General features: G+C 61.4%; 17 protein-coding genes and 1 pseudogene. 9 read left to right on the top strand and 9 right to left on the bottom strand.

The window, feature by feature from the left end:
- Nucleotides 1-4 precede the first annotated feature (4 nt).
- On the bottom strand, nt 5-4,780 hold the full coding sequence (locus J7U39_RS26610) for an NAD-glutamate dehydrogenase (RefSeq protein ID WP_210632775.1): 4,776 nt from the start codon (nt 4,778-4,780) through the stop codon (nt 5-7).
- A complete protein-coding gene (locus J7U39_RS26605; protein ID WP_210632774.1) occupies nt 4,740-5,042 on the bottom strand; it encodes a hypothetical protein in 303 nt (100 codons plus the stop codon). Before J7U39_RS26605 ends, J7U39_RS26610 begins: the two co-directional genes overlap by 41 nt.
- Nucleotides 5,043-5,057: 15 nt before the next feature.
- Between J7U39_RS26605 and pdxY the strand changes: the two genes are divergently transcribed.
- The 3 genes from pdxY to J7U39_RS26590 all read left to right on the top strand — a co-directional run bounded on the left by pdxY (nt 5,058) and on the right by J7U39_RS26590 (nt 8,356).
- On the top strand, nt 5,058-5,933 hold the full coding sequence (pdxY, locus tag J7U39_RS26600) for a pyridoxal kinase PdxY (RefSeq protein WP_210632773.1): 876 nt from the start codon (nt 5,058-5,060) through the stop codon (nt 5,931-5,933).
- Between the two features lie 71 nt (nt 5,934-6,004).
- Nucleotides 6,005-6,646: a carbonic anhydrase gene (locus J7U39_RS26595; protein ID WP_210632772.1), complete on the top strand. Its 642-nt coding sequence runs from the start codon at nt 6,005-6,007 to the stop codon at nt 6,644-6,646.
- Nucleotides 6,647-6,736: 90 nt separating this feature from the next.
- Nucleotides 6,737-8,356: a GGDEF domain-containing protein gene (locus tag J7U39_RS26590; RefSeq protein WP_210632771.1), complete on the top strand. Its 1,620-nt coding sequence runs from the start codon at nt 6,737-6,739 to the stop codon at nt 8,354-8,356.
- Between the two features lie 52 nt (nt 8,357-8,408).
- Here the strand turns inward: J7U39_RS26590 and J7U39_RS26585 are convergent, their stop codons facing one another.
- The 3 genes and pseudogenes from J7U39_RS26585 to J7U39_RS32285 all read right to left on the bottom strand — a co-directional run.
- Nucleotides 8,409-9,233: a lytic murein transglycosylase gene (locus J7U39_RS26585; protein WP_210632770.1), complete on the bottom strand. Its 825-nt coding sequence runs from the start codon at nt 9,231-9,233 to the stop codon at nt 8,409-8,411.
- Nucleotides 9,234-9,403: 170 nt separating this feature from the next.
- The gene (locus tag J7U39_RS26580) at nt 9,404-10,438 is read right to left on the bottom strand and encodes an aspartate-semialdehyde dehydrogenase (protein WP_210632769.1); all 1,035 of its coding nucleotides are present in this window, start codon (nt 10,436-10,438) and stop codon (nt 9,404-9,406) included.
- Between the two features lie 110 nt (nt 10,439-10,548).
- Nucleotides 10,549-10,752 (bottom strand): annotated as a pseudogene (locus tag J7U39_RS32285) (hypothetical protein); the annotation flags it as partial.
- Nucleotides 10,753-10,848: 96 nt separating this feature from the next.
- Between J7U39_RS32285 and J7U39_RS26570 the strand changes: the two are divergent.
- The 5 genes from J7U39_RS26570 to J7U39_RS26550 all read left to right on the top strand — a co-directional run bounded on the left by J7U39_RS26570 (nt 10,849) and on the right by J7U39_RS26550 (nt 17,299).
- Nucleotides 10,849-12,603, top strand: a complete 1,755-nt coding sequence (locus J7U39_RS26570) for an alkaline phosphatase (protein WP_210632768.1) — start codon at nt 10,849-10,851, stop codon at nt 12,601-12,603.
- A gap of 197 nt (nt 12,604-12,800) precedes the next feature.
- Complete coding sequence (locus tag J7U39_RS26565) at nt 12,801-13,262, top strand: hypothetical protein (protein WP_210632767.1); 462 nt, start codon at nt 12,801-12,803, stop codon at nt 13,260-13,262.
- Nucleotides 13,263-13,268: 6 nt separating this feature from the next.
- Entirely contained in the window at nt 13,269-13,961 is a 693-nt protein-coding gene (locus J7U39_RS26560; RefSeq protein WP_210632766.1) for an ATP-binding cassette domain-containing protein, read from the top strand.
- Nucleotides 13,958-15,226 carry an ABC transporter permease gene (locus J7U39_RS26555; RefSeq protein ID WP_210632765.1) on the top strand — a complete coding sequence of 423 codons (1,269 nt, stop codon included), beginning with the start codon at nt 13,958-13,960 and terminating at the stop codon, nt 15,224-15,226. Before J7U39_RS26560 ends, J7U39_RS26555 begins: the two co-directional genes overlap by 4 nt.
- 186 nt (nt 15,227-15,412) lie before the next feature.
- Nucleotides 15,413-17,299, top strand: a complete 1,887-nt coding sequence (locus tag J7U39_RS26550; RefSeq protein WP_210632764.1) for an MFS transporter — start codon at nt 15,413-15,415, stop codon at nt 17,297-17,299.
- Nucleotides 17,300-17,338: 39 nt separating this feature from the next.
- Here J7U39_RS26550 and lpxE read toward each other — a convergent pair whose 3' ends face one another.
- Both lpxE and leuB read right to left on the bottom strand, forming a co-directional pair.
- A complete protein-coding gene (lpxE, locus tag J7U39_RS26545) occupies nt 17,339-18,091 on the bottom strand; it encodes a phosphatase PAP2 family protein (RefSeq protein ID WP_210632763.1) in 753 nt (250 codons plus the stop codon).
- A 176-nt stretch (nt 18,092-18,267) separates the two neighbouring features.
- Nucleotides 18,268-19,380: a 3-isopropylmalate dehydrogenase gene (gene leuB, locus J7U39_RS26540; RefSeq protein WP_210632762.1), complete on the bottom strand. Its 1,113-nt coding sequence runs from the start codon at nt 19,378-19,380 to the stop codon at nt 18,268-18,270.
- Nucleotides 19,381-19,546: 166 nt separating this feature from the next.
- On the opposite strand from leuB, the gene J7U39_RS26535 reads away from it, so the two are divergent.
- Nucleotides 19,547-20,479, top strand: a complete 933-nt coding sequence (locus J7U39_RS26535) for a pyridoxal-phosphate dependent enzyme (protein ID WP_210632761.1) — start codon at nt 19,547-19,549, stop codon at nt 20,477-20,479.
- Between the two features lie 102 nt (nt 20,480-20,581).
- Here J7U39_RS26535 and leuD read toward each other — a convergent pair whose 3' ends face one another.
- Both leuD and J7U39_RS26525 read right to left on the bottom strand, forming a co-directional pair.
- Nucleotides 20,582-21,190: a 3-isopropylmalate dehydratase small subunit gene (gene leuD / locus J7U39_RS26530; RefSeq protein ID WP_210632760.1), complete on the bottom strand. Its 609-nt coding sequence runs from the start codon at nt 21,188-21,190 to the stop codon at nt 20,582-20,584.
- 237 nt (nt 21,191-21,427) lie between these two features.
- Nucleotides 21,428-21,847 (bottom strand): glyoxalase/bleomycin resistance/extradiol dioxygenase family protein, encoded by a 420-nt coding sequence (locus J7U39_RS26525; protein ID WP_210632759.1) that lies wholly within the window; start codon nt 21,845-21,847, stop codon nt 21,428-21,430.
- Nucleotides 21,848-21,934: the final 87 nt, after the last annotated feature.

The following is a 21,934-nucleotide window of genomic DNA, read 5'->3' as shown; positions in this document are numbered from 1 at the left end:
TGTCTCACCTCGCCCGGTCGCGCGCAAGATCGGTCAGGATGCCTGCGGCAACAGTGATGCGCGCAAGATTGGGATCGCCACTATCGCTGAGGCTCGAAAGCTCCTCGACGATGCGGTTGATGCGGACGCGATCCTGCGCATGCCAGGCCTGGACGGGCAGCTTCTCCTTGCCGTGATCGGAAAGCGCCGAGATGACGATATCGCGCCGGGCGCTGGCGATCTGGTCGATGCTGCGCGCCAGCGCCAGATTTTCGTAATGGTCGGAGGTGAGGATCCGGCCGCCGGCTGCGAGCAACCGCGCGATCCGAAAGGTCTTAGACACGGCAAAATAATTTTCGGCCGCGCGCACCAGCGGCTCGCCGGTGCGCTCGGCAATCTGCATGATCTCCGGCACCAGCGCGAAGCTCTGGAGGTTGGCGATTTCGGCTGCCAGCTTTTCAGGCACGCCCGCTTCGGCATATTCCGACTGGCGCGCGGCAGCATCGCCGGCCGCCTGTTCGGCGAAAGCAGGCCTCAACTTCTTCAGAGCCGCCCGCAGCCGGCTAATCACCTCGGCCATATCGGCTTTGGTCATGGCGGTTTTCAACAGCAGGCGCGTGAGCACGATAAAGCTGTGGCTGATTTCCTCGTAAATGCGGTTCTGCACCCCGCCCGATATCTTGCCGTCGAGCGCGTCCGTTTCGGCCCAGAGCCGGTTAAGGTCGAAACCGTCGCGGGCAACAATTGCGGCGCGCACCACCTCCGGCGCCGAAGCCGCCGTTGCGTCCATCATGGCAATGGTGAAGCTCGGCCCGCCGCGGTTGATCGCTTCATTGGCAAGCACGGTCGCGATGATTTCGCGCCGCAGGCGGTGGCCGGCGATATCGCCGGCGTTCGACTTCTGCATTCTGACGGGAAAGTAATTCGACAGTGTCGCCGCAAAATAAGGGTCATCGGGCAGGTCGCTCGCGGCAAGCGCATCGAAGAGCACGATCTTAGCATAGGACAGCAGCACGCCGATTTCCGGCCGCGTCAGCGGCTTGCCGGCCGCATAACGTTCGGCAAGAGTTTGGTCGTCGGGCAAGGTCTCGACCTTGCGGTTCAGCTGACCGGCCCCCTCGAGCACGCTCATGAAGCGGCCGAGTTCCAGGCCGTTGGCCGTGCCCTTGCGCTCCGTCAGTGAGATCGCCAGCGACTGGAGATAGTTGTTGCGCAGGACCAGGGCCGCGACTTCACCGGTCATCGACGAAAGTAGCTGGTCGCGTTTTGCCCGCGTCAGCCGCCCGTCATGCAGGGCCGCCGCCAGCGCGATCTTGATGTTGACCTCGACGTCCGAGGTGTTGACGCCAGCCGAATTGTCGATGGCGTCGGAATTGCAGCGCCCGCCCTTCAGGCCGTAGGCGATGCGGCCTTTCTGGGTGACGCCGAGGTTTGCGCCCTCGCCGATCACCTTGGCGCCCACCTCCGCCGCGGTGATGCGGATCGGGTCATTGGCGCGGTCGCCGACTTCGGTATCGGTTTCGGACGGCGCTTTTACATAGGTGCCGATGCCGCCGAACCAGAGCAGGTCGACCGGGCTCTTCAGGATCGCCGTCATGATCTCGAAGGGCGTGGCCACGGCTTTGTCGATGCCGATCGCACTTACCGCTTCCGGCGTCAGCGTCACCGATTTCGCCGCGCGCGAAATGATCATCGCGCCCTTCGAAAGCACGTTTTTATCGAAGTCCTGCCAGCTCGAGCGCGGCAGGTTGAAGAGCCGTTGGCGCTCGGCCAGCGTCCTTTCCATATCGGGATCGGGGTCGATGATGATGTCGCGGTGATCGAAGGCGGCGACGAGCCGGATCTTCGGGGAGAGCAGCATGCCGTTGCCGAAGACGTCGCCCGACATGTCGCCGACGCCCGCGACGGTAAAGGGCGTCGTCTGGATGTCGATGTCCATTTCGCGGAAATGGCGTTTCACGGTTTCCCAGGCGCCCCGGGCGGTGATGCCCATCTTCTTGTGGTCGTAGCCGGCCGAGCCACCGGAGGCGAAGGCGTCGTCCAGCCAGAAGCCGGCTTCCTGCGCCAACGCATTGGCGGTGTCGGAGAAGGTCGCGGTGCCCTTGTCGGCGGCGACGACGAAATAGGGATCGTCGCCATCGAGCCTTACCGTATCCTTCGGCGGCACGACCTCGGCGCCGGAGATATTGTCGGTGATCGAAAGCAGCGTGCGAATATAGGTCTTGTAAGCCTCGCGGCCCGCATTGAAGATTTCGTCGCGGCTGCCGCCCACCGGAAGCCTTTTCGGGTAAAAGCCGCCTTTGGCGCCGACCGGGACGATGACGGCGTTCTTCACCTGCTGCGCCTTGACCAGGCCGAGCACCTCGGTGCGGTAGTCCTCGGCGCGGTCCGACCAGCGCAGACCACCGCGCGCTACCCGGCCGAAACGCAGGTGCACGCCTTCGACCTCGACGCCGTAGACGAACATCTCGCGGAAGGGTTTCGGTTGCGGCAAGCCGTCGACCAGATTCGGATCGAGCTTGAAGGCCAGCATGGCTTTCGGCGACCCGTCAGGGTTCTTCTGGAAATAGTTGGTGCGCAGCGTCGCGTCGACGATGTTGACGTAGCGGCGCAGGATACGGTCGTCGTCAAGGCTCGGCACGTCGGCAAGCTCGGCCTCGATCGCCTGATGCAGGTCGGCGATCTTCTTGAGACGGGCTTTGTCGGCAAGCTTGGGGTCGAGCGTGTCGTGGAACAGCCGGAAGATGGCGGCGGCCACACCAGGATATTTATCGAGCGTCGTTGCGATGTAATCCTGCGAATAGGCGATGCCGGCCTGGCGGAGATAACGGGCATAGGCGCGCAACACATTGGCTTCGCGCGCCGAGAGCCCTGCCGAAAGGATCAGCCGGTTGAAGCTGTCATTGTCGAGCGTGCCGGCGAAGGCGGCGACGAAGGCTTCCTCGAGCGCAGCGCCATAACGATGCAGGTCGATATCGCTGCCGCTGCGGGTTTCGAGTTCCATGTCGTGCAGCACCACGAGTTGGGTTGGGCCATCGGCGACCTGTACCCCAATGTCGAAGGTGCGTTCGCTGACGACATTGAAGCCGAGGTTCTCGAGAAGCGGCACGCGGCGCGACAAGGCCAGCTGGCCGCCGGCATGGAAGATCTTCAGCGAGAGCACGCGGCCCTCTTGTTCGTGGCGATGATAAAACTGGATGCGAAGCGGCTCGCCGGCGGCGCAGGCGCCGATATCGGCGAGGTCGGCCACGGTCTCTTCAGGGCTAAAGGAATCCTGGAAGGCCTGATCGACTGATAGTCTCGGCGACTTCGATCCGGCGAGCGCTTCGAAACGGTCGTCCCAGCGGGCGGTGATTTCGCGGATCGTCTGCTCAAGCTTTGCCTGCGGAATGCGTGGCGTCTTGCCGCCGGAGCGGCCGATGATGAAATGCACGCGGGCAACGCCGCCTTCGGGGAAAGCCGGATAATAGGCGGAGACACGGCCGTCATAGACCGTCTTCAGATAGGTGCCGATCCGCTCGCGCACGATCGAGTCATATTCCTCGCGCGGCACATAGACGATGACCGAGACGAAGCGGTCGAAATGGTCGATGCGCGGCAGGACGCGCACACGCGGCCGGTCGGCGAGATCGTTGATCTGCTCGGCAAAGCTGGCAAGCAATGTCGTGTCGATCTGGAAAAGATCATCGCGCGGATAGGATTCCAGCGTGTTGTCGAGCATGCGGCCGGAATGGCTCATCGGGTCGAAGCCGAAATGCTCTTTCACCTTCTCGATCTTGGAGCGCAGCAGCGGGATTTCCGAGGCGAGCGACGTATAGGCCGTCGAGGTGAAGAGGCCGACGATGCGCAGTTCGCCGGTGACGTTGCCCGCGGCGTCGAAACGCTTGACGCCGATATAATCCATATAGGCGCGGCGATGGACGATCGATTTCACGTTCGCCTTGGTCACGATCAGGAACTCGGGGCCGTCGAGGAAGGCGAGGATCTCCGGAGTCGTCGTCACGGCGTCCTTACCGGTGCGCAGCACGAGAACATCGGGGTTGGAGAGAATGCCGAGGCCCGCCCCCTTGTCCCGCTCGACCTTGGCGTCGGCACCCTTGCCGGAATAGATATATTCGCGCATGCCGAGGAAGGTGAAGTTCTCGTCGCGCAGCCAGCTCAGGAAGGCGATCGCCTCGGCGTGTTCAGCCTTTCTGCGGCCGGCGCCGTTGGCCGCAAGCTCGGCGATCACCCCGTCGAGCTTGGAAAGCATCGGCTTCCAGTCCGAAACCGACAGGCGGACCTGTTCGAGCACCATCTGGATACGTTTGACGAGATCGGCCGCCTGGTTGGAATTGAGCGGCGCGATATGAAGCTGGATATGGCTGACCCGCGTGGCGGGATCGCTCGGCTGGTCGGCGGAATAGAGCCCGGGAGCCTTGTCTCCTTCCATCACCAGGATGGGATGTACGGCCATGAAGAGATCGCGATGGGTGCTCGTCACTTCTCCCATGACCGATTCATAGAGAAAGGGCATATTCCGGTCGGTCACCGAAAGCACCGAGACGGCAATGCCGTCAGGCGTCACACCGCCGATGGTGTCGATGCTGACGCGCGGCGTCTTGGCGTTCCAGGCGGCAAGTTCTTTTGCCGAATGCACGGCAGAAAGCGCCAGCATTTCGGGCGTGTAGCGTTCGAGATCGTCATTGCTTGCCCGGCCGAAGAGAATTTCCGGATCGAGATGGGCCTCGCCCCTCTCCCTGGCGATCTTTCGCGCGCCCTCAATCTGTTTTTCTCGTTTGGGATTGTTTCTGGCAGCCATGGATCGCCTCCCGCAATAGACTGATTTTCTGCAAGCTAGCAGAAGATTCTTCGAAAAAATCTCTAAAATGGGGGCCAGCCGGATGGTTTTGATGCTTTTTTGACGCCGGAGATGGGGAAATGTCGGAGATTTTTCCGATTTCGTAGCCAAAACAAGCGTGAACGGCTCTCTTTTTGTTTTCTCTTCCGCCGCACTTTTCCACGCTCACGTGAAGAATGGTTGACAGCCCGGCGTCAAAAAGATCATCAAACGCCATCATCATTCGGACCTCGGTTTAATGTCGGAAAATGCAGCGGGCGCAGTCATCGTTATTTCCAGCCATGTCGTGCGTGGCTCGGTTGGCAATCGGGCGGCGGTGTTTGCGCTGGAGACGCTCGGCCATCCGGTCTGGGCACTGCCGACGATCGTTCTGCCCTGGCATCCCGGCCATGGCCGTTCGACGCGGCTGACATTTGCCGAAGCGGATTTCGATGCGGCGATCGACGATCTGATCCGCGCACCTTGGATCGGCGAAGTCAGGGCGGTGCTTTCGGGCTACTTCGGCAATGCCGCCCAGGCACGCTCGGTCGCTCGGCTGATCGCTGCGCTCCGGCAAAACAATCCCGAACTGCTTTATGTCTGCGATCCGGTCATGGGCGACCTCGGCGGCCTCTACGTGCCGGAAGCGACGGCCGAGGCCATTCGGGATCATCTCATTCCGCTCGCGTCGCTCGCAACGCCGAACCGGTACGAGCTCGCCTGGCTGTCGGGAGCAGCGCTCGATGACAACAGCGCAATCATGGAGGCGGCGCTGGCGCTTGGGCCGTCACGCATGCTCGTCACCTCGGCGGTCCCGATGATGGCGGGCGGTACCGGCAATCTTTACCTTTCCGGCCGCCACGCGCTTCTTGCCGAGCACCGCGTCGTCGAGAACCCGCCGAATGGTCTCGGTGACCTGCTGGCCGCCGTTTTCCTGTCGCGCCTGCTCTCCGGCCTCGAGGATGAAAAGGCGTTGCAGCTTGCCACCGCCAGCGTGTTCGAAGTGCTTGCGCGTGCGGTCAAGCGAGGCAGCAACGAGCTGATGCTGGCCAGCGATGCGCTCAGCCTGTCGACGCCGATGGCCATGGTGCAGATGCGCCGGCTCGTGCACCCGGTGCAGCGGCGGAAAAAATGACGCATTTGTCAATGTGCGCATTTTGCGGTGCGGCAGTTGATCTTGTCTTCCGCGCGCGCTAATCCAGAGGCATGCAGCGTTTTCCAAACACCCTTCTGAACGGTTATCGCAACTTTATGAACGGGCGTTATGCCGACGCCCGCGACAGGTATAGGCAACTTGCTGAAAACGGCCAGAACCCGAGCACGCTGGTCATTGCCTGTTCGGACTCACGTGCGGCTCCCGAGCTGATCTTCGATGCCGGCCCGGGCGAGCTTTTCGTCATCCGCAACGTTGCCAATATGGTGCCGCCCTACCAGCCGGACGGTCATTTCCATTCGACATCGGCCGCTCTTGAATTTGCCGTGCAGGCGCTGAAGGTCTCGGACATCGTCGTAATGGGCCATGGCCGTTGCGGCGGCATCCGCGCGGCACTCGATCCGAACGCCGAGCCGTTGTCGCCCGGCGATTTCATCGGTCGGTGGATGTCGCTGGTCAAACCCGCAGCCGAACAAATCCAGAGCAACGACGTGATGACCGAGGCTGAGCGACAGACGGCGCTGGAGCGTGTCTCCATCCGCAATTCGATCAACAATCTCAGAACCTTCCCGGAAATAAAGGCGCTCGAGGACGCAGGAAAAATGCACCTTCATGGCGCCTGGTTCGATATCTCGACCGGCGAGCTCTGGGTCATGGACGCTGAAACACGCGATTTCATCCGTCCCGAAATCTAGGAGCGGACCGGTTTATCAGTTTTTTAAGGATTGCTGTTAAGCTTCTAATCGGCTGCACACGACCGGCATTTGATTACGTGGCGATTGGCGATGAAGTTTGAAACCATCAAAAAGGTTATCCTGGCCGCCATCCTGCTGCCCTTCGTCTTCATGCTCATTGAAGGCGTTTTTGTCCTCCGAACTTCCATCTTGCAATACCGAGATCTCGAGAACGACCGGCGGTTCGCCGACGTACTTGCGCGCGGCGGGTCGATCGCGGCCACGGAAATCCTGAGCGAAATCGATGCCACTCGCCGCTATCTCGCGCATCCCAGCAGCGGGACTGCTGTCGACATGCAGCAAAGCCGGCTGACGCTGGATCGCGAACGCCATGCTTTCTATGCCAGCTTGCCGTCGCGCGATACGCTCGATCAAGGGCTTGCAGATGAATTGGCGGCCCTCAGCCTTGCCTATAGCCGCATCATCGCCGCGCGAAGCGCCGTCGACCAGGGCCGTTACTCCGGCAGCAACCCCGGCTCCATCTACTGGTATGCGGCTCTCAAGCAGCTTGCCGTCGTCGACGCACTTTCACCGCTGATCAGCGACCCGGTGCTGCTTGAAAAATCCAACCAGTTGATGGGCATCCTGCTCACCTACTACGGCGAAAGGTTGATCACCGGGATTGGCACCCGCTACCTCGATCAAGACGTTTCCGCCAGATTTCCGATTGAACTGTTCATTCAGGGCAAGACCATGCTCGGTGCCGGCATGGATCACATGGTCTTCCATTCCTCAGCGCCGGTCGTGCGCGACATCGTTGCCTATCTCGGTCGCAGCGACCAGATGAAGGCGAATGCGATCACCGACGCCATTCTCGCCGGCTCGCGGCCGTCGCGCGCAATGGGCGACGCCTGGGCGGCCGCACAGCGCGAACGCATGGCTTTCCTTCAGCAAAAGATGGTGGAGGCCGCGAGTGATATTCACGAGACTGGCGAACAGTTTTCTACCCTCTCGCACATACACCTGACGCAGATTCTGGCGCTGTGTGCAGGCCTGCTCATCCTCGCCACGCTGGTGATGGTACTGGCGGCAAGAGGGCTTCGGCTGATCGACAAGCTTACTCGGGACCGGGAAACGTTGGTGGGTGAGTTGCGTAACGCTGCTCAAACCGATCTTCTGACGGGGCTCTACAACAGGCGCGGCTTCGAGGTCGCCGCCTCGGCGCTCCTTACGCAGGCCGAGCACGGCTCGCACTGGATTTCCGTCGTTCTCTTCGATCTCGATCATTTCAAGAAGATCAATGATGTCCATGGCCATGACGCTGGCGACGCCGTGCTTCGGCACGTTGCCGGCGTTGCGCGCCAGAATTTTCGTTCCTTCGATCTCCTGGTGCGCCATGGGGGCGAGGAGTTCCTGGCTCTTTTACCGGATTCGACGCCCGACGAAGCCGCAATCGTCGCCGAGCGCGTGCGACGGGCGATCGAGACGGCGGAAATCCCGCTTGCGAGTGGCGATTTCCTCAAGGTCACGGCGAGCTTCGGATGCGCCGGCCGGGCAAACGACGCCGCCAACCGGAACTTCGAGGATCTGGTCAAACGCGCCGATCTCGCGCTCTACGCCGCCAAGGCTTCCGGCCGCAATTGCGTCGTGTCGGGGCCGGTCGTGCCGGCCCCGCCGCAGGAGGAGCGACGCAAGACGGCATCGGGCGGCAGTTTTGATTCCCGCATATGAAAAACGCCGCGTTCGCAGCGGCGTTTCCAAAAGCCTGGCTGTCAATGAAGGCTTATCTGCCGCCGTCGATCTGTTGGCCGATATAGGCGATCGCCTGCTGATAAACGCTGGCGGCGTTCCACCCCTGGATCGCAGCGAAATTCGGCTCTCCCGGCTGATAGCCGGCGCCGGCACGCCAGCCGTGGCCCTTGAGGAAATTTGCGGTCGAGGCCAGCGCATCGGCGCGGGAGCCGACCATGTCGACCCGGCCGTCGCCGTCGCCGTCGGCGCCGAAGCGCACGACGTTGCGTGGCAGAAACTGCGTCTGGCCGATTTCACCATGGGCGGCACCCTTGGCCTGCGGGCTCAGATAACCTTCGGAGACCAGCTGAAGCGCAGCATAGAGCTGATCGGTGAAATAGTCCGAACGACGGCAGTCATAGGCAAGGGTCGACACAGCCGACAGCGTATGCTGGTTGCCCATATAGCTGCCGAAACCGGTCTCCATGCCCCAGATTGCGATCAGCGGACCGGCGGGAACGCCGAAGCGGCGTTCGATCGAGGAAAAAAGGGCCTGGTTGGCCGCTTTCATCGACCGGCCGCGGGAAATGACGGCGGCACCGCCGCGCTTCTGCATGAAGGCATCGAAGGAGAGCTTGAAGCTTTTCTGGCCGCGATCGGCGGCGATCGTCGGCTTGTTGTAGTTGACGTTGGCGAAGGCGCGGCTGAGCACCGATTGGCTGACGCCATTGGCCGCTGCCGTCTGCTTGAAATCGGCGACCCAGGCGTCGAAGCCGGCGCTGGTATTGCCACATTGCAGTCCTTGCGCGAACGCCGGTACCGCGTGGAGGACGCCCATTGCCGCAGCGGCCGCCAGAAACAACTTTGTCATGCGCATTGAGAAACCCCGCTCTCGATCTGCATAGTTTTTAAGCGGGCAAGAGAATGCCAGCCACTCGCGATTTTGTCACGATCACCGTTTAGCGAGCGCTTATACAGTCGTATTTGCCCCGGAAAAAGCCCCACTCAACGAGCAGGGCTTTAACATCTTATGGTTTACAAATGGTATCAGGCTGCCTGCTTGCGCGGCTTGACCAGGCCGCGATTGACGAGCAGCTCGGCGATCTGGATGGCGTTCAGCGCCGCGCCCTTGCGCAGGTTGTCGGAGACCACCCACATATTGAGGCCGTTTTCGACCGTCGCGTCCTCGCGGATGCGCGAGATATAGGTCGCATCTTCGCCGGCGGATTCATAAGGCGTGATGTAACCGCCGTTCTCGCGCTTGTCGATGACGAGGCAGCCCGGGGCATCGCGCAGGATATCGCGGGCCTGGTCGGCGGTGATCTCGTTCTCGAATTCGATGTTGACCGATTCCGAATGACCGATGAAGACGGGCACACGCACCGCCGTGCAGGTCACCTTGATCTTCGGATCGAGCATCTTCTTCGTCTCGGCCAGCACCTTCCATTCTTCCTTGGTGTAGCCGTCTTCCATGAAGCTATCGATGTGCGGGATGACGTTGAAGGCGATGCGTTTGGTGAACTTCTTGTTCTCGATCGGATCGGCAACGAATACGGCGCGCGTCTGGTTGAAGAGCTCGTCCATGCCGTCCTTGCCGGCGCCGGAGACCGACTGATAGGTGGAGACGACGACACGCTTGATCTTGGCGAAGTCGTGCAGCGGCTTCAGCGCAACCACCAGCTGCGCGGTCGAGCAGTTCGGATTGGCAATGATGTTGCGCTTGGTGAACTGCGTGACGGCGTCCGGGTTCACTTCCGGCACGATTAGCGGCACGTCGGCGTCGTAACGCCAGGCCGAGGAATTGTCGATGACGACACAGCCCTGCTGGCCGATCTTGGGGGAGAATTTCTTCGAGACCTCGCCGCCGGCCGACATCAGGCAGATATCGGTATCGGAGAAATCGTAATTCTCCAGATTGGAGACCTTCAGCGTCCGGTCCCCGTAGGACACCTCAGTGCCCTGCGAACGCGAGGAGGCGAGCGCCACGACCTCATCGGCGGGGAAGCCGCGTTCGGAGAGGATGTTGAGCATCTCCCGGCCGACATTTCCGGTGGCTCCTGCAATTGCTACTTTGAAACCCATTTCTCAAGCTCTCTTTCTCTTCTCTCCTCTTGTCCGGTGAGGGGAAGGCGCGACGGATCGCGTCTTCCTGTCCCCAGCCGAGCCGGGGAGAGAGCGGCAGGCCAGAGACGTCAGACGGTTTTCGTCGTCGTTTTGGCCTTGGTTTTGGCAGAAACCGGAACGGCAATGTCCACCCCGGCAACCTGTGCCCGGTCATTGCATGCGGCAATGGCGTGTTCGTCGCGAACCATGGAGATTCCTTTTCCGCTGTTGCTCTTAGAAGGTTTTCCACAGGAGTCAAGGTTTTTGCGCTCGGAGGCGGAGGGCGAAAGCGGCCGCCGCGATGCTGCGACGTTTTGTCATGCCGCTGTCATCCCAGGGAGGTATCCCGGCTCGGTTGTCAATGTCTGCACCGAAAACGGGGGTTTTCCATGCGTACGCTTCTTGCCGCCTTTGCGGCCACCACCATCCTTGCGGGCGCCGCTCAGGCGACGACGGTCTATCCGCTCGATCGCGCCACGATCCTTGTCGGCTCGCCGTTCGATTTCAAGGTCGAGCTCAACAAGCAGGTCAAGCCTGAGGACGTGAAGATCACGGTCAACGGCCAGGATTACAAGAGCGTTCTCGGGGGCGAAGCGCAGTTCATCGAGCTGGAAAAGGGCAAGGAAGACAAGGCTCTCGGCTCCGCTCTGCTGTTGCGCGGCTTGAAGATTTCCGTTCCGGGCGACTACAAGATCGAAGTCGCTGCCGGCGACGAAACCAAGTCCGTCACCTGGAACGTTTACGAAACCGCTGCCCAGCCGAAGGCCAAGAATATCATCTTCATGCTCGGCGACGGGCTTTCCGTCGCGCATCGCACCGCCGCCCGCATCATGTCCAAGGGCATGACCGAAGGTAAGGCGAATGGCCGTCTGAACATGGACGATCTCGATCGCATGGCTTTCATCGGCACGTCGGCGACGAATGCCGTTGCCACGGACTCGGCCAACACCATGTCGGCCTTCATGACCGGCCATAAGACAGCCGTCAACGCGATCGGCGTCTACGCGGACCGTACACCATCTTCGCTCGACGATCCGCGTGTCGAAACTTTCGGCGAAGCCGTCCGCCGTACGACGAAGAAGTCGATCGGCATCGTTGCGACATCTGAAGTCGAAGACGCTACGCCGGCTGCTGTCGTTGCCCATACCCGCAACCGCGGCGACAAGGCCGACGTCGTCGGCATGCTGCTCGACGTCAAGCCGGAAGTCCTGCTGGGCGGCGGCTCGGCCTATTTCCTCGGCAAGGAGGTCGCCGGTTCCAAGCGCAAGGACAATCAGGATTACATCAAGCTGTTCCAGGATGCCGGCTACAAGCTTGCGACCGACAAGAACGAACTCGCCGCCAATGCGTCGGCTGAAGGCAATCTCCTCGGTCTCTTCCACACCGGCAATATGGACGTGACGCTCGACCGCGAATTCCTGAAGAAGGGCACTGTCGACAAGTTCCCGAACCAGCCGGGCCTCGTCGACATGACCAAGGCCGCGCTCGACCGCCTCTCCAAGAATCCGGATGGTTTCTTCCTGATGGTTGAAGGCTCCTCGATCGACAAGATGTCCCATCCGCTCGATTGGGATCGCGCCGTTGTCGATACCATCGAATTCGACCAGGCGATCGGCGTTGCCCGCGAATTCCAGAAGGCGCATCCGGACACGCTGATCGTCGTTACCGGCGACCACACGCATGGTGTTTCGATCATCGGAACCGTCGATGACGAGAAGCCGGGTACGGAAATGCGCGAAAAGGTTGGCACCTATGCCGAAGCCGGCTTCTCGAACTACAAGGACGAAAATGGCGACGGCTATCCCGACAAGATCGACGTCAGCCGCCGCCTGTTCCTGAGTGCCAACAATGGCCCCGATCACTACGAGACCTTCCGTCCGAAGCTCGACGGTCCCTTCGTTCCGGCTGTCCAGAACGAAAAGAAGGAATATGTCGCCAACGAGCAGTATAAGGATGTTCCCGGCGCCGTCTTCGTGCAGGGCAATCTTCCGAAGAGCAGCGAGAGCGGCGTTCATGCGGTCGACGACGTCGTCCTGCAGTCGGCCGGCCCGGGCGCTGAAGGCTTCCATGGCTACCTCGAACAGAGCGACGTCTACCGTGTGCTCGCCGACGCCTTCGCGCTCGGCGCCAAGCAGACGAACTGATCGGAAACCGATCCTGCGGGGCAGCTTGCCGGCCTTGCCTCTTTCGTCGATCATCTATCCCGGCCGCTTACAGCGCCGCGCGTCTTTCAGACGCGCAAAAGGACGCTGTAACACTTTGAAGCTAGCATCGTGCTTTCGAAAATCGTTCCGATTTCGGGCCGATGCTAGAGGCCGGGATTTGCTTCCTGGAGATCACCATGGATATATTCCCTTCGCTGCATCTCAGCCGCCGACGGTTGATCGCCGCCGCCATTGCGTTCCCTTTTACGGCGTCTGCTGGTCGCGCTGTCGAGCCATCGCTTTCCTTCGACGAGCTCTACGGCAAGTTCGGCGTGCTGGGCCTCGAATTCTCCGACAAGGTGAAGCGTCTTGCCGGCCAGGACATCAGCATGAAAGGCTTCATGGCGCCGCCACTGAAGGCCGAGGCGCAGTTCTTCGTGCTGACCGAGGTGCCAATGTCGCTCTGCCCCTTCTGCTCTTCGGATGCGGATTGGCCGGATAATATCGTCGTCGTGTATCTCGCGGAGAAGCAGACATTCGTGCAGCCGCGCCAGACGATCGAAGTGCGCGGCACGCTGGAATACGGTTCCTGGACGGATCCGGAAACCGGCTTCGTCAGTCTGTTGCGCATCCGCCAAGCCGAATATTCCGCTGTCTGAACCGATATGCTCGCTCTCGATATCGAAAACCTTGCCATCACCTTTCCAGGCCTGTCCTCGCCGGCGCTGGCAATCGGCCGCCTGTCGATCAAGGCCGGCAGCAGGGTCGCCATCACGGGAGCGTCCGGCTCCGGCAAGAGCACCTTCGTCAACATCATTGCCGGGCTGGAGCGGACACGCCAAGGCCGCATCCGCTGGAACCGCGAGGATATCGCCAGTTTTTCCGAAAGCGGGCGCGACCGGTTCCGCGCTGCCAATATCGGCCTGGTCATGCAGGAGTTCCATCTTTTCCCGGGCCTGTCGGCGCTGGAAAACGTGCTTCTGCCGGCGCGGCTTGCCAGGGCCGCCACAGCTGACGTCATGGAGCGGGCGCATGTGCTTTTGACCACTGTCGGTCTTTCCCGCCCGGGCCAGAAGATCGAAACAATGTCGCGCGGCGAGATGCAGCGCGTGGCGATCGGCCGGGCGCTGTTGCGCAAGCCCGGCGTCATCATCGCCGACGAACCGACCGCGAGCCTCGATGCCGAAAGCGGTGAGGCCGTCGGCGATCTCCTCCTCGATCTTGCCATTGCCGAGGGCAGCACGCTGATCGTCGTTTCGCACGATCAGCGCCTGGCAAGCCGGCTCGACCGGCGCATCACCTTCGGCTCGGGCCGGATCAGCGACGATTCCGCGGCAACGGCGGGAGAGGCTGCATGATCCGCTTCATCCTTTCCGATCTTCGCCGCCTCTGGGCGGGGTCGTTGGTGGTGGTGCTGCTGGTGGCGCTTGCGACGGCGCTCGGCGTCTCCGTTGTCCTGCAGGAGCGAGCGCTTCGCCTCGGCAGCGCCCGCGCCGCCGACAAGTTCGATCTCGTTATCGGCGCCGGCGGCAGCGAGACACAGCTCGTTTTATCCTCCGTCTTCCTGCAGCCCTCGCCCCTGCCGCTGATGCCGGGCGAGGTGCTGGCCAGGCTTGCCGCCGATCCCCGTGTCGACTGGGCGGCACCGATCGGCTTCGGCGACTCGTTCTCCGCCTATCCGATCGTCGGCACGACTGCGACCCTGGCGGACAGGCTGTCGGGCGGCTTTGCCGAGGGGAAGGTTTTCGCCCGCGAGGGAGAGGCGGTGATCGGCTCGGCCGTCAAGCTTTCGCTCGGCGGCGAGATCAAGCCGAGGCATGGCCTAGCGGAAGAAGGCGGCGAGACCCACACCGAACTCGTCTACCACGTTGCCGGCCGCCTGCGGTCGACGGGGACAGCCTGGGACCGAGCCATTCTCGTTCCGATCCAGGCCGTCTGGCATATCCATGGCCTTGGGGAGGAGGAACACGAGGAGCCTGGAGACGATCATGAGCCGGCGAGCGCCGATCACGACGCGCATGCGCATCAGGAACATCATGGCGAAATCGACCCGGCTGCCGTGCTCGACGAGAAATGGGCCGCGAATGCTCCCGGCCTTCCCGCCATCCTCGTCAAGCCGAAGACGATCGCCGATGCCTACAAGCTGCGGCAGGACTATCGCAGCGGCAATACCGTCGCCGTCTTCCCCGGCGAGGTGCTGACCAATCTTTATGCCACGCTCGGCGACGCCAAGCAGATCCTCGTCGCGGTCGCTTCCGGCGCGCAGGCTCTCGTCGCAGCCTCGCTGGTGTTGGTCACGGTCATCCATATCGGTCAGCGCCGCCGCCAGATCGGCGCATTGAGGGCCTTCGGCGCCCCACGAAGTGCGATCTTCGGCATCGTCTGGTTGGAATTCTTCGCGCTCGTGGCAGTTGGGATCGCGCTCGGATTCGGGCTTGGATTTGCCGCGGCGCTTGGCTTGTCCGGCATGTTCTCGCAAACGAGCGGCATCGCCATGCCCGTCGGCTTCGCCCGCGAAGATGGTGGGCTTGCAGGGGTGTTGCTCGCCTTTTCCGCACTGCTCGCCGCACTGCCGGCGGTGCTCGCCTACCGGCAATCGCCGGCGCAGGCGCTGAGGGCGTGAACAGAGCCAGCAGACGACTTCCCGCCCGCCAAAAGCGCTGCCATTAGACTAAAGTCATAATCCCAAAGCCTCTCTCTTTGCGGGCCATGTTTTCTGGCACACTCTCGTCAGGCGTGTCGCGGCCGGGGATTTGCTTTGAGGAGAGTAGGTCGCGCGCGTTGCTCATCACTCTGTGGAGGACAGACAATGGCAAATGTCGCAAGCATCGACGGCGCGAAGGCCGGTCCGATGACGGGCGAAGAGAAGAAGGTCATCTTCGCTTCTTCGCTCGGCACCGTTTTCGAATGGTACGATTTCTATCTTTACGGTTCGCTCGCCACCTATATCGGCGCGACCTATTTCACCCAATACCCCGAGGCAACGCGCAATATCTTCACGCTGCTCGCCTTTGCCGCCGGCTTCCTGGTGCGTCCCTTCGGCGCCCTGGTGTTCGGCCGTCTTGGCGATCTCGTCGGCCGCAAATACACCTTCCTGGTGACGATCCTGATCATGGGCATGTCGACTTTCCTCGTCGGTATCCTGCCGGGTGCGGCCACCATCGGCATCGCAGCCCCGATCATTCTCATCGGGTTGCGTCTGCTGCAGGGTCTGGCGCTCGGCGGTGAATATGGCGGCGCGGCAACCTATGTCGCCGAACATGCGCCGAATGGACGGCGCGGCTACTTCACCTCATGGATCCAGACGACGGCGACGCTCGGCCTGTTCCTGTCGCTGATCGTCATCATCCTGGTCCAGTCCCTGATGGGCCCGGTTCAATTCGCAGCCTGGGGTTGGCGCATTCCGTTCCTGGTCTCAGTCGTGCTGCTCGGCATTTCCGTCTGGATCCGTCTGAAGATGAACGAATCGCCTGCGTTCCAGCGCATGAAGGCGGAAGGCAAGGGCTCCAAGGCGCCGCTGACCGAAGCCTTCGGGCAATGGAAGAACGCCAAGATCGCGCTCATCGCCCTTCTCGGCGCCACCATGGGCCAGGCGGTCGTCTGGTATGGCGGCCAGTTCTATGCGCTGTTTTTCCTGCAGAACGTGCTCAAGGTCGATCTGTTCTCGGCCAATGTCATGGTCGCCATTGCGCTCTTCCTCGGCACGCCGTTCTTCGTCATCTTCGGCGGTCTTTCCGACAAGATCGGCCGCAAGCCGATCATCATGGCAGGCCTTCTCATCGCGGCGGTGACCTATAATCCGCTGTTCAAGGCGATGACCTGGACGGCGAACCCCGCACTTGCCGAAGCGCAGGCGTCGATCCGCGCAACGGTCACGGCCGATCCGTCGGATTGCAAATTCCAGTTCAACCCGACGGGCACGTCGAAATTCACCAGTTCCTGCGATGTGGCGACAGCATTCCTGACGAAGAACTCGGTGCCTTATGACGTCGTGCCTGGTCCCGCCGGACAGCCGGCGACGGTGAAGGTCGGTAACGGTACGATTACCAGCTTCGACGTTGTTGCTGCCGGCGACAAGGCGAAGGGCATGACCGCCGCCTTCGAAAAAGGCGTCAACATTGCGCTCCACGATGCCGGCTATCCGCTGAAGCGCGGGGCCGCCAAGGTGCCGGATAGCAAGCTCGATGCCTTCATCGCCGCCAATCCGGAACTGGCGCTCAACGCCGATGCGGTGCGCGCCGGCGACAAGGAAACCGTGCCGGCAGCCAAGCTGGTCGAAGGCAAGCTGCTAACGGCGGACGAGGCCAATGGCGTCACCGACATGGCAGTCTACAACATCGCCAATGGCGGCGCCTTCGCCATGACCGCTGACCCCACCCGGGTCAACTGGATCGGCACGATCGCCATCCTGTTCGTCCTCGTCATCTATGTGACGATGGTCTATGGCCCGATCGCGGCCCTCCTGGTCGAGCTCTTCCCGACCCGCATCCGCTACACCGGCATGTCGCTGCCCTATCATATCGGCAACGGCTGGTTCGGCGGCCTGCTGCCAGCGACGGCTTTCGCGATGAGCGCTGCCGCGGGTGATATCTATTACGGTCTTTGGTATCCGATCGTCTTTGCGGCGATCACGCTGGTGATCGGCCTGATCTTCCTGCCCGAAACGAAGAACAGGGATATCCACGCCATGGATTGAGGCGCTTTGCGCTAAGCATGCAGGCGAAAGGCCCGGCGCTCACAAGCCGCCGGGCTTTTCCATGTCCGGAAACAGGCGTTTGGCGAGAGGCCAGCCATCCGGCGCCAGCTTAAAAAGAAGTCCGCAGCGGGCATAGACGATGGCCGTCAGCAGCGAGAACCAGCCGCCGAATGCAAGGCCGGCGATGACGTCGCTTGGATAATGGGCGCCTACCATGACACGCGTCATGGCAAGCCAGATGGCGCAGGCGATGAAGAGAATGCGGTAGCGCGGAAACAGCAATGCAAAAGCGGCAAAGAAGGCGCCGACCGTCGTCGAATGGCCGGAGGGAAAGCTTTCGAAAGCGGCATGGCCCGAAAAGGGCGTGAAGGACAACATGCCGTAATCGTGGAAGTGATCGGGACGCGCCCTTCCAATCGCCCGTTTCAGGAGATTGGCAAGAAGCCCGGAGAAGACGACAGTTGTGAACAGATAGGCGCCGATCCAGCTGACATAAAGCGCCTGCGCCTTGGAGCGCGCGGTCTTTAAAAGCTTGTAACCCGCCCTGCCCTGAAAGAAGAGCAGAATGCTGATGCAGATCAGCCAGGCAGAATCGCCGAAGCCGGTCAGCAGCTGGCCGAGCTGCTTCACCGCCGCAGGGCGTTCGCTGGCGCCGACCGGGGCATCGAAGAGCAGCATGGAAAGAACCACGGCATTGATGGTGATGAAGAGGCAGGCCTGCCAGCGCAAGGGCGGCATGCCGACGCCGCCGCGGCGCCAGCGCCTATCAAGGGAAGCCCAAAATGCCCGCATCCTGTCGTCCGTTCGATTTTGCCGGGTTAAAATTCGGCGCAAAAATACACGAGATTGTGGCTGAGAATAGTCCGTGTCGGATAATTCGACCGACCCGGTTGCGGCTGCTCGTCCTTACATGAAAAAGCCCTCCGCATGGGTGATGCGAAGGGCTGAACTGTTTCACGTGAAATATATCAGGCAGAAAGCGCCTTGAACTCGGCGAGGATCGCATCGCCCATCTCGACAGTGCCGACCTGCCTTGCGCCATCGGCCATGATGTCGCCGGTGCGAATGCCCTTGTCGAGCACGTTGGCGATCGCCCTTTCCAGGTTGTCGGCTTCCTTCACCAAGTTGAAGGAATAACGCAGGCACATGGCGAAGGAGGCGATCATGGCGATCGGATTGGCGATGCCCTTGCCGGCGATATCCGGGGCCGAGCCGTGCACCGGCTCGTAGAGCGCCTTGCGTTTGCCGGTCTTGCCGTCAGGCGCGCCGAGCGAGGCCGACGGCAGCATGCCGAGGGACCCGGTCAGCATGGCGGCGACGTCGGAGAGCATGTCGCCGAAAAGATTGTCGGTGACGATGACGTCGAACTGCTTGGGCTGACGCACCAACTGCATGCCGCCGGCGTCGGCCAGCATGTGTTCGAGCTGGACGTCGGAATATTTCGCCTTGTGCGTTTCGGTCACGACCTGGTTCCAGAGCACGCCCGACTTCATGACGTTGCGCTTTTCCATGGAGCAGACGCGGTTCTGCCTTGTGCGGGCCATTTCGAAGGCGACGCCGGCGATGCGTTCGATCTCGTAGGTATCGTAGACCTGCGTGTCGATGCCGCGCTTCTGGCCGTTGCCGAGGTCGATGATCTCCTTCGGCTCGCCGAAATAGACGCCGCCTGTCAGCTCGCGGATGATCAGGATGTCGAGGCCTTCGACCAGTTCCGGCTTCAGCGACGAGGCCGAGGCGAGCGCCGGGTAGCAGATAGCAGGGCGCAGGTTTGCGAAGAGTTGCAGATCCTTGCGCAGGCGTAGCAGACCGGCTTCCGGGCGCACGTCGTAAGGCACGCTATCCCACTTCGGCCCGCCGACGGCGCCGAACAGAACGGCATCGGCGGCAAGCGCCTTCTGCATGTCGGCTTCCGAGATCGCCGCGCCATGGGCATCGTAGGCGCAACCGCCGACAAGACCTTCATCGGTGACGAAACCGGCATTCATTGCCTCGTTCATATAGGCGATGATCTTGCGGACCTCGCCCATGGCCTCGGGACCGATGCCGTCACCCGGCAGCAGGAAAAGATTGCGCGCTGTCATGAAACCCTCCTGGAAAAACAAGTTGCGGTTTCTTAGACCCCGGAAATGGGCATTTCAAGCGAGAGAAGCGGTGAATCGGTACGCTTCATTTCCGGTCGCGATGGTTGCTCCTGTGGCCGCAAACGGATTAGAACAGCCGTCACAGTTTCATTTCCTGGAGGTTCCCATGGCTTCAGCACCTCTCCATCTCGACACGCCTCTGGTTCGGACATCCCCTGGCTATAGCGCCAGCGGCAAGCCGCTCTGGCTGAAGCTCGACGCATTACAGCCTTCCGGCAGCTTCAAGCTGCGCGGTGTCGGCCGGCTGTGCCAGCACGAGGTGGAAGATGGTGCCCGCGAGATCTTCTGCGCCTCCGGCGGCAATGCCGGCATTGCTGCGGCTTATGCCGGCCGGGCGCTCGGCGTGCCGGTCACGATCGTCGTGCCGGAGACGACGGCGGCCGATGTGCGGCAGACGATTGCCGCAACCGGCGCCAATGTTCTCGTCCATGGTTCGGCTTTCGATGAAGCCAACGCTCATGCGGTCGAGCTCGCAGAGAGCCGTAAGGCGACCTATGTGCACCCTTTTGACCATCCGCTTCTGTGGGATGGTCATGCCACGCTGATCGACGAGGTGGTGGCGAAGGGCGTGACATTCGATTGTGTCGTCACCAGCGTCGGCGGCGGCGGGCTGCTGGCCGGCATTGTCGAGGGGCTGAAACGGAACGGGCTTTCCGACATTCCCGTCATCGCCGTCGAAACCGAAGGGGCGGCTTCGTTTCATGCCAGCCTCAAGGCCAATGAACGCATCTCGCTTCCAGCGATCACCTCGATTGCAACGTCGCTCGGCGCAAAGCAGGTGGCGCAGCATGTCTTCGAGCTGCCGAAGCAGCACCCGATCGAAAGCGTTGTCGTCAGCGACGCCGATGCCATCGCCGCCTGCCTGAAATTTGCCGATGCGCATCGCATCCTCGTCGAGCCGGCCTGCGGCGCCGCCCTTGCCGTTGCCGATGTGCGTGCCGGACTGCTTCAGCGTTTTGACAATCCGCTGATCGAGGTCTGCGGCGGAATCGGCGTGTCGCTGGAAAAACTGAGGGTCTGGAAAGAGAAGTTTTTCTGAGCTGCGCCAGTTACAGCGTCCTTTGCGCGCGTGAGATGCGCGCCGCTATAAAGAAAAAGCCGGGCAAAAGCCCGGCTTAATCGATCGGCAATTGGTCAGAGCTTAAGCGGCCCAAGGGTGCGACGCGACGTTCTTCTTTTCGAACTCGTCGATCGCCTTGCCCTTTTCCAGGGTCAGGCCGATATCGTCGAGGCCGTTCAGCAGGCAGTGGCGCTTGAACTCGTCGAGATCGAACTTGATCGAGCCGCCATCGGGGCCGGTGATCTCGAGGTTCTCGAGGTCGACCGTCAGGATGGCGTTGGAGCCGCGCGAGGCGTCGTCCATCAGCTTGTCGAGGTCTTCCTGGCTGACCTTGATCGGCAGGATGCCGTTCTTGAAGCAGTTGTTGTAGAAAATGTCGGCGAAGCTGGTGGAGATCACACAGCGAATGCCGAAATCGAGCAGCGCCCAGGGAGCGTGCTCGCGCGAGGAACCGCAGCCGAAATTGTCGCCGGCGACAAGGATCTTGGCATCGCGATAGGCTGGCTTGTTCAGCACGAAATCGGGATTTTCGGAGCCGTCTTCATTGTAGCGGGCTTCGGCGAAAAGGCCCTTGCCGAGACCCGTGCGCTTGATGGTCTTCAGATAGTCCTTCGGAATGATCATGTCGGTGTCGATGTTGACGACCGGCAGCGGCGCTGCAACGCCCGTGAGCTTCACGAATTTATCCATGACCCATGCTCCATTTCAGCAAATGTACTTTCCTGGATGTGCATCTAGTCCAGTTTTTTGCCGAAATGAAGGAGAATCTTTCTAAAGCGTACCGCGATCTTTCAGATTCGCTTGCTACGCTTTAGGTCTGGTCTGCCGCATGTCGTTCTCGCAAAACCGCTGCACACTATTGCGCGAACTGCTTTCAAATGGCGGCCACGCGACGTTTCGCGTGACCTGGCGACGGTACGCGTCCGGTTATTTGGCGGGCGCGTTCAAGCCCCAGAGCACGCCGAACGGGTCGCGAAGCTGGCCGTAGCGGTCACCCCAGAACATCAGTTCGACCGGCATGACGACTTCGGCGCCGGCGGCCACCGCACGATCCCACCAGAAATCGATATCGTCGATGACAAGCTGGATGGCAAAGCCTTCATGACCTTTGAAGGGATGGCCGTGTTCGGGATAGGCATCCGCCAGCATCAGGGAGCTGCCATTGATATAGAGATGAATATGCATCGTCCGGCCGCTTTCATCGACCGGTACCCGGTGGGCCTCTTCGGCGCCGAAGGCCTTCTTGTAGAATTCCGCGGCCTTCACCGCGCCGTCGACCGTCAGATAGGGCAGCAGGCCATTCTTCACCGGCGGTAACTTGGCCGGCTTGTTTTCCGTCGTATCCATGCACGTCCTCCATCGTTTTTGAGCGCCGGCAGAATGCCCGGCTGCTTCAAAGACGTATCACGGAAGCATGATGCGACAGTGTCGCCA

The sequence above is a fragment of the Rhizobium sp. NLR16a genome (assembly GCF_017948245.1).
In the GTDB taxonomy this organism is placed as follows: Bacteria; Pseudomonadota; Alphaproteobacteria; order Rhizobiales; family Rhizobiaceae; genus Rhizobium.
The sequence above is the reverse complement of the archived record's forward strand: the minus strand, read 5'-3'. Positions and strand labels throughout refer to the sequence as shown.

Coding starts and splice junctions, on each gene's coding strand:
- J7U39_RS26610 (WP_210632775.1), bottom strand. CDS start 4,780: ATGGCTGCCAGAAACAATCCCAAACGAGAAAAACAGATTGAGGGCGCG.
- J7U39_RS26550 (WP_210632764.1), top strand. CDS start 15,413: ATGGCAAATGTCGCAAGCATCGACGGCGCGAAGGCCGGTCCGATGACG.
- J7U39_RS26525 (WP_210632759.1), bottom strand. CDS start 21,847: ATGGATACGACGGAAAACAAGCCGGCCAAGTTACCGCCGGTGAAGAAT.
- J7U39_RS26580 (WP_210632769.1), bottom strand. CDS start 10,438: ATGGGTTTCAAAGTAGCAATTGCAGGAGCCACCGGAAATGTCGGCCGG.
- leuD (WP_210632760.1), bottom strand. CDS start 21,190: ATGGATAAATTCGTGAAGCTCACGGGCGTTGCAGCGCCGCTGCCGGTC.
- J7U39_RS26570 (WP_210632768.1), top strand. CDS start 10,849: ATGCGTACGCTTCTTGCCGCCTTTGCGGCCACCACCATCCTTGCGGGC.
- J7U39_RS26605 (WP_210632774.1), bottom strand. CDS start 5,042: ATGATGATGGCGTTTGATGATCTTTTTGACGCCGGGCTGTCAACCATT.
- J7U39_RS26595 (WP_210632772.1), top strand. CDS start 6,005: ATGCAGCGTTTTCCAAACACCCTTCTGAACGGTTATCGCAACTTTATG.
- J7U39_RS26565 (WP_210632767.1), top strand. CDS start 12,801: ATGGATATATTCCCTTCGCTGCATCTCAGCCGCCGACGGTTGATCGCC.
- pdxY (WP_210632773.1), top strand. CDS start 5,058: ATGTCGGAAAATGCAGCGGGCGCAGTCATCGTTATTTCCAGCCATGTC.
- J7U39_RS26560 (WP_210632766.1), top strand. CDS start 13,269: ATGCTCGCTCTCGATATCGAAAACCTTGCCATCACCTTTCCAGGCCTG.
- J7U39_RS26585 (WP_210632770.1), bottom strand. CDS start 9,233: ATGCGCATGACAAAGTTGTTTCTGGCGGCCGCTGCGGCAATGGGCGTC.
- leuB (WP_210632762.1), bottom strand. CDS start 19,380: ATGACAGCGCGCAATCTTTTCCTGCTGCCGGGTGACGGCATCGGTCCC.
- J7U39_RS26535 (WP_210632761.1), top strand. CDS start 19,547: ATGGCTTCAGCACCTCTCCATCTCGACACGCCTCTGGTTCGGACATCC.
- J7U39_RS26555 (WP_210632765.1), top strand. CDS start 13,958: ATGATCCGCTTCATCCTTTCCGATCTTCGCCGCCTCTGGGCGGGGTCG.
- lpxE (WP_210632763.1), bottom strand. CDS start 18,091: ATGCGGGCATTTTGGGCTTCCCTTGATAGGCGCTGGCGCCGCGGCGGC.
- J7U39_RS26590 (WP_210632771.1), top strand. CDS start 6,737: ATGAAGTTTGAAACCATCAAAAAGGTTATCCTGGCCGCCATCCTGCTG.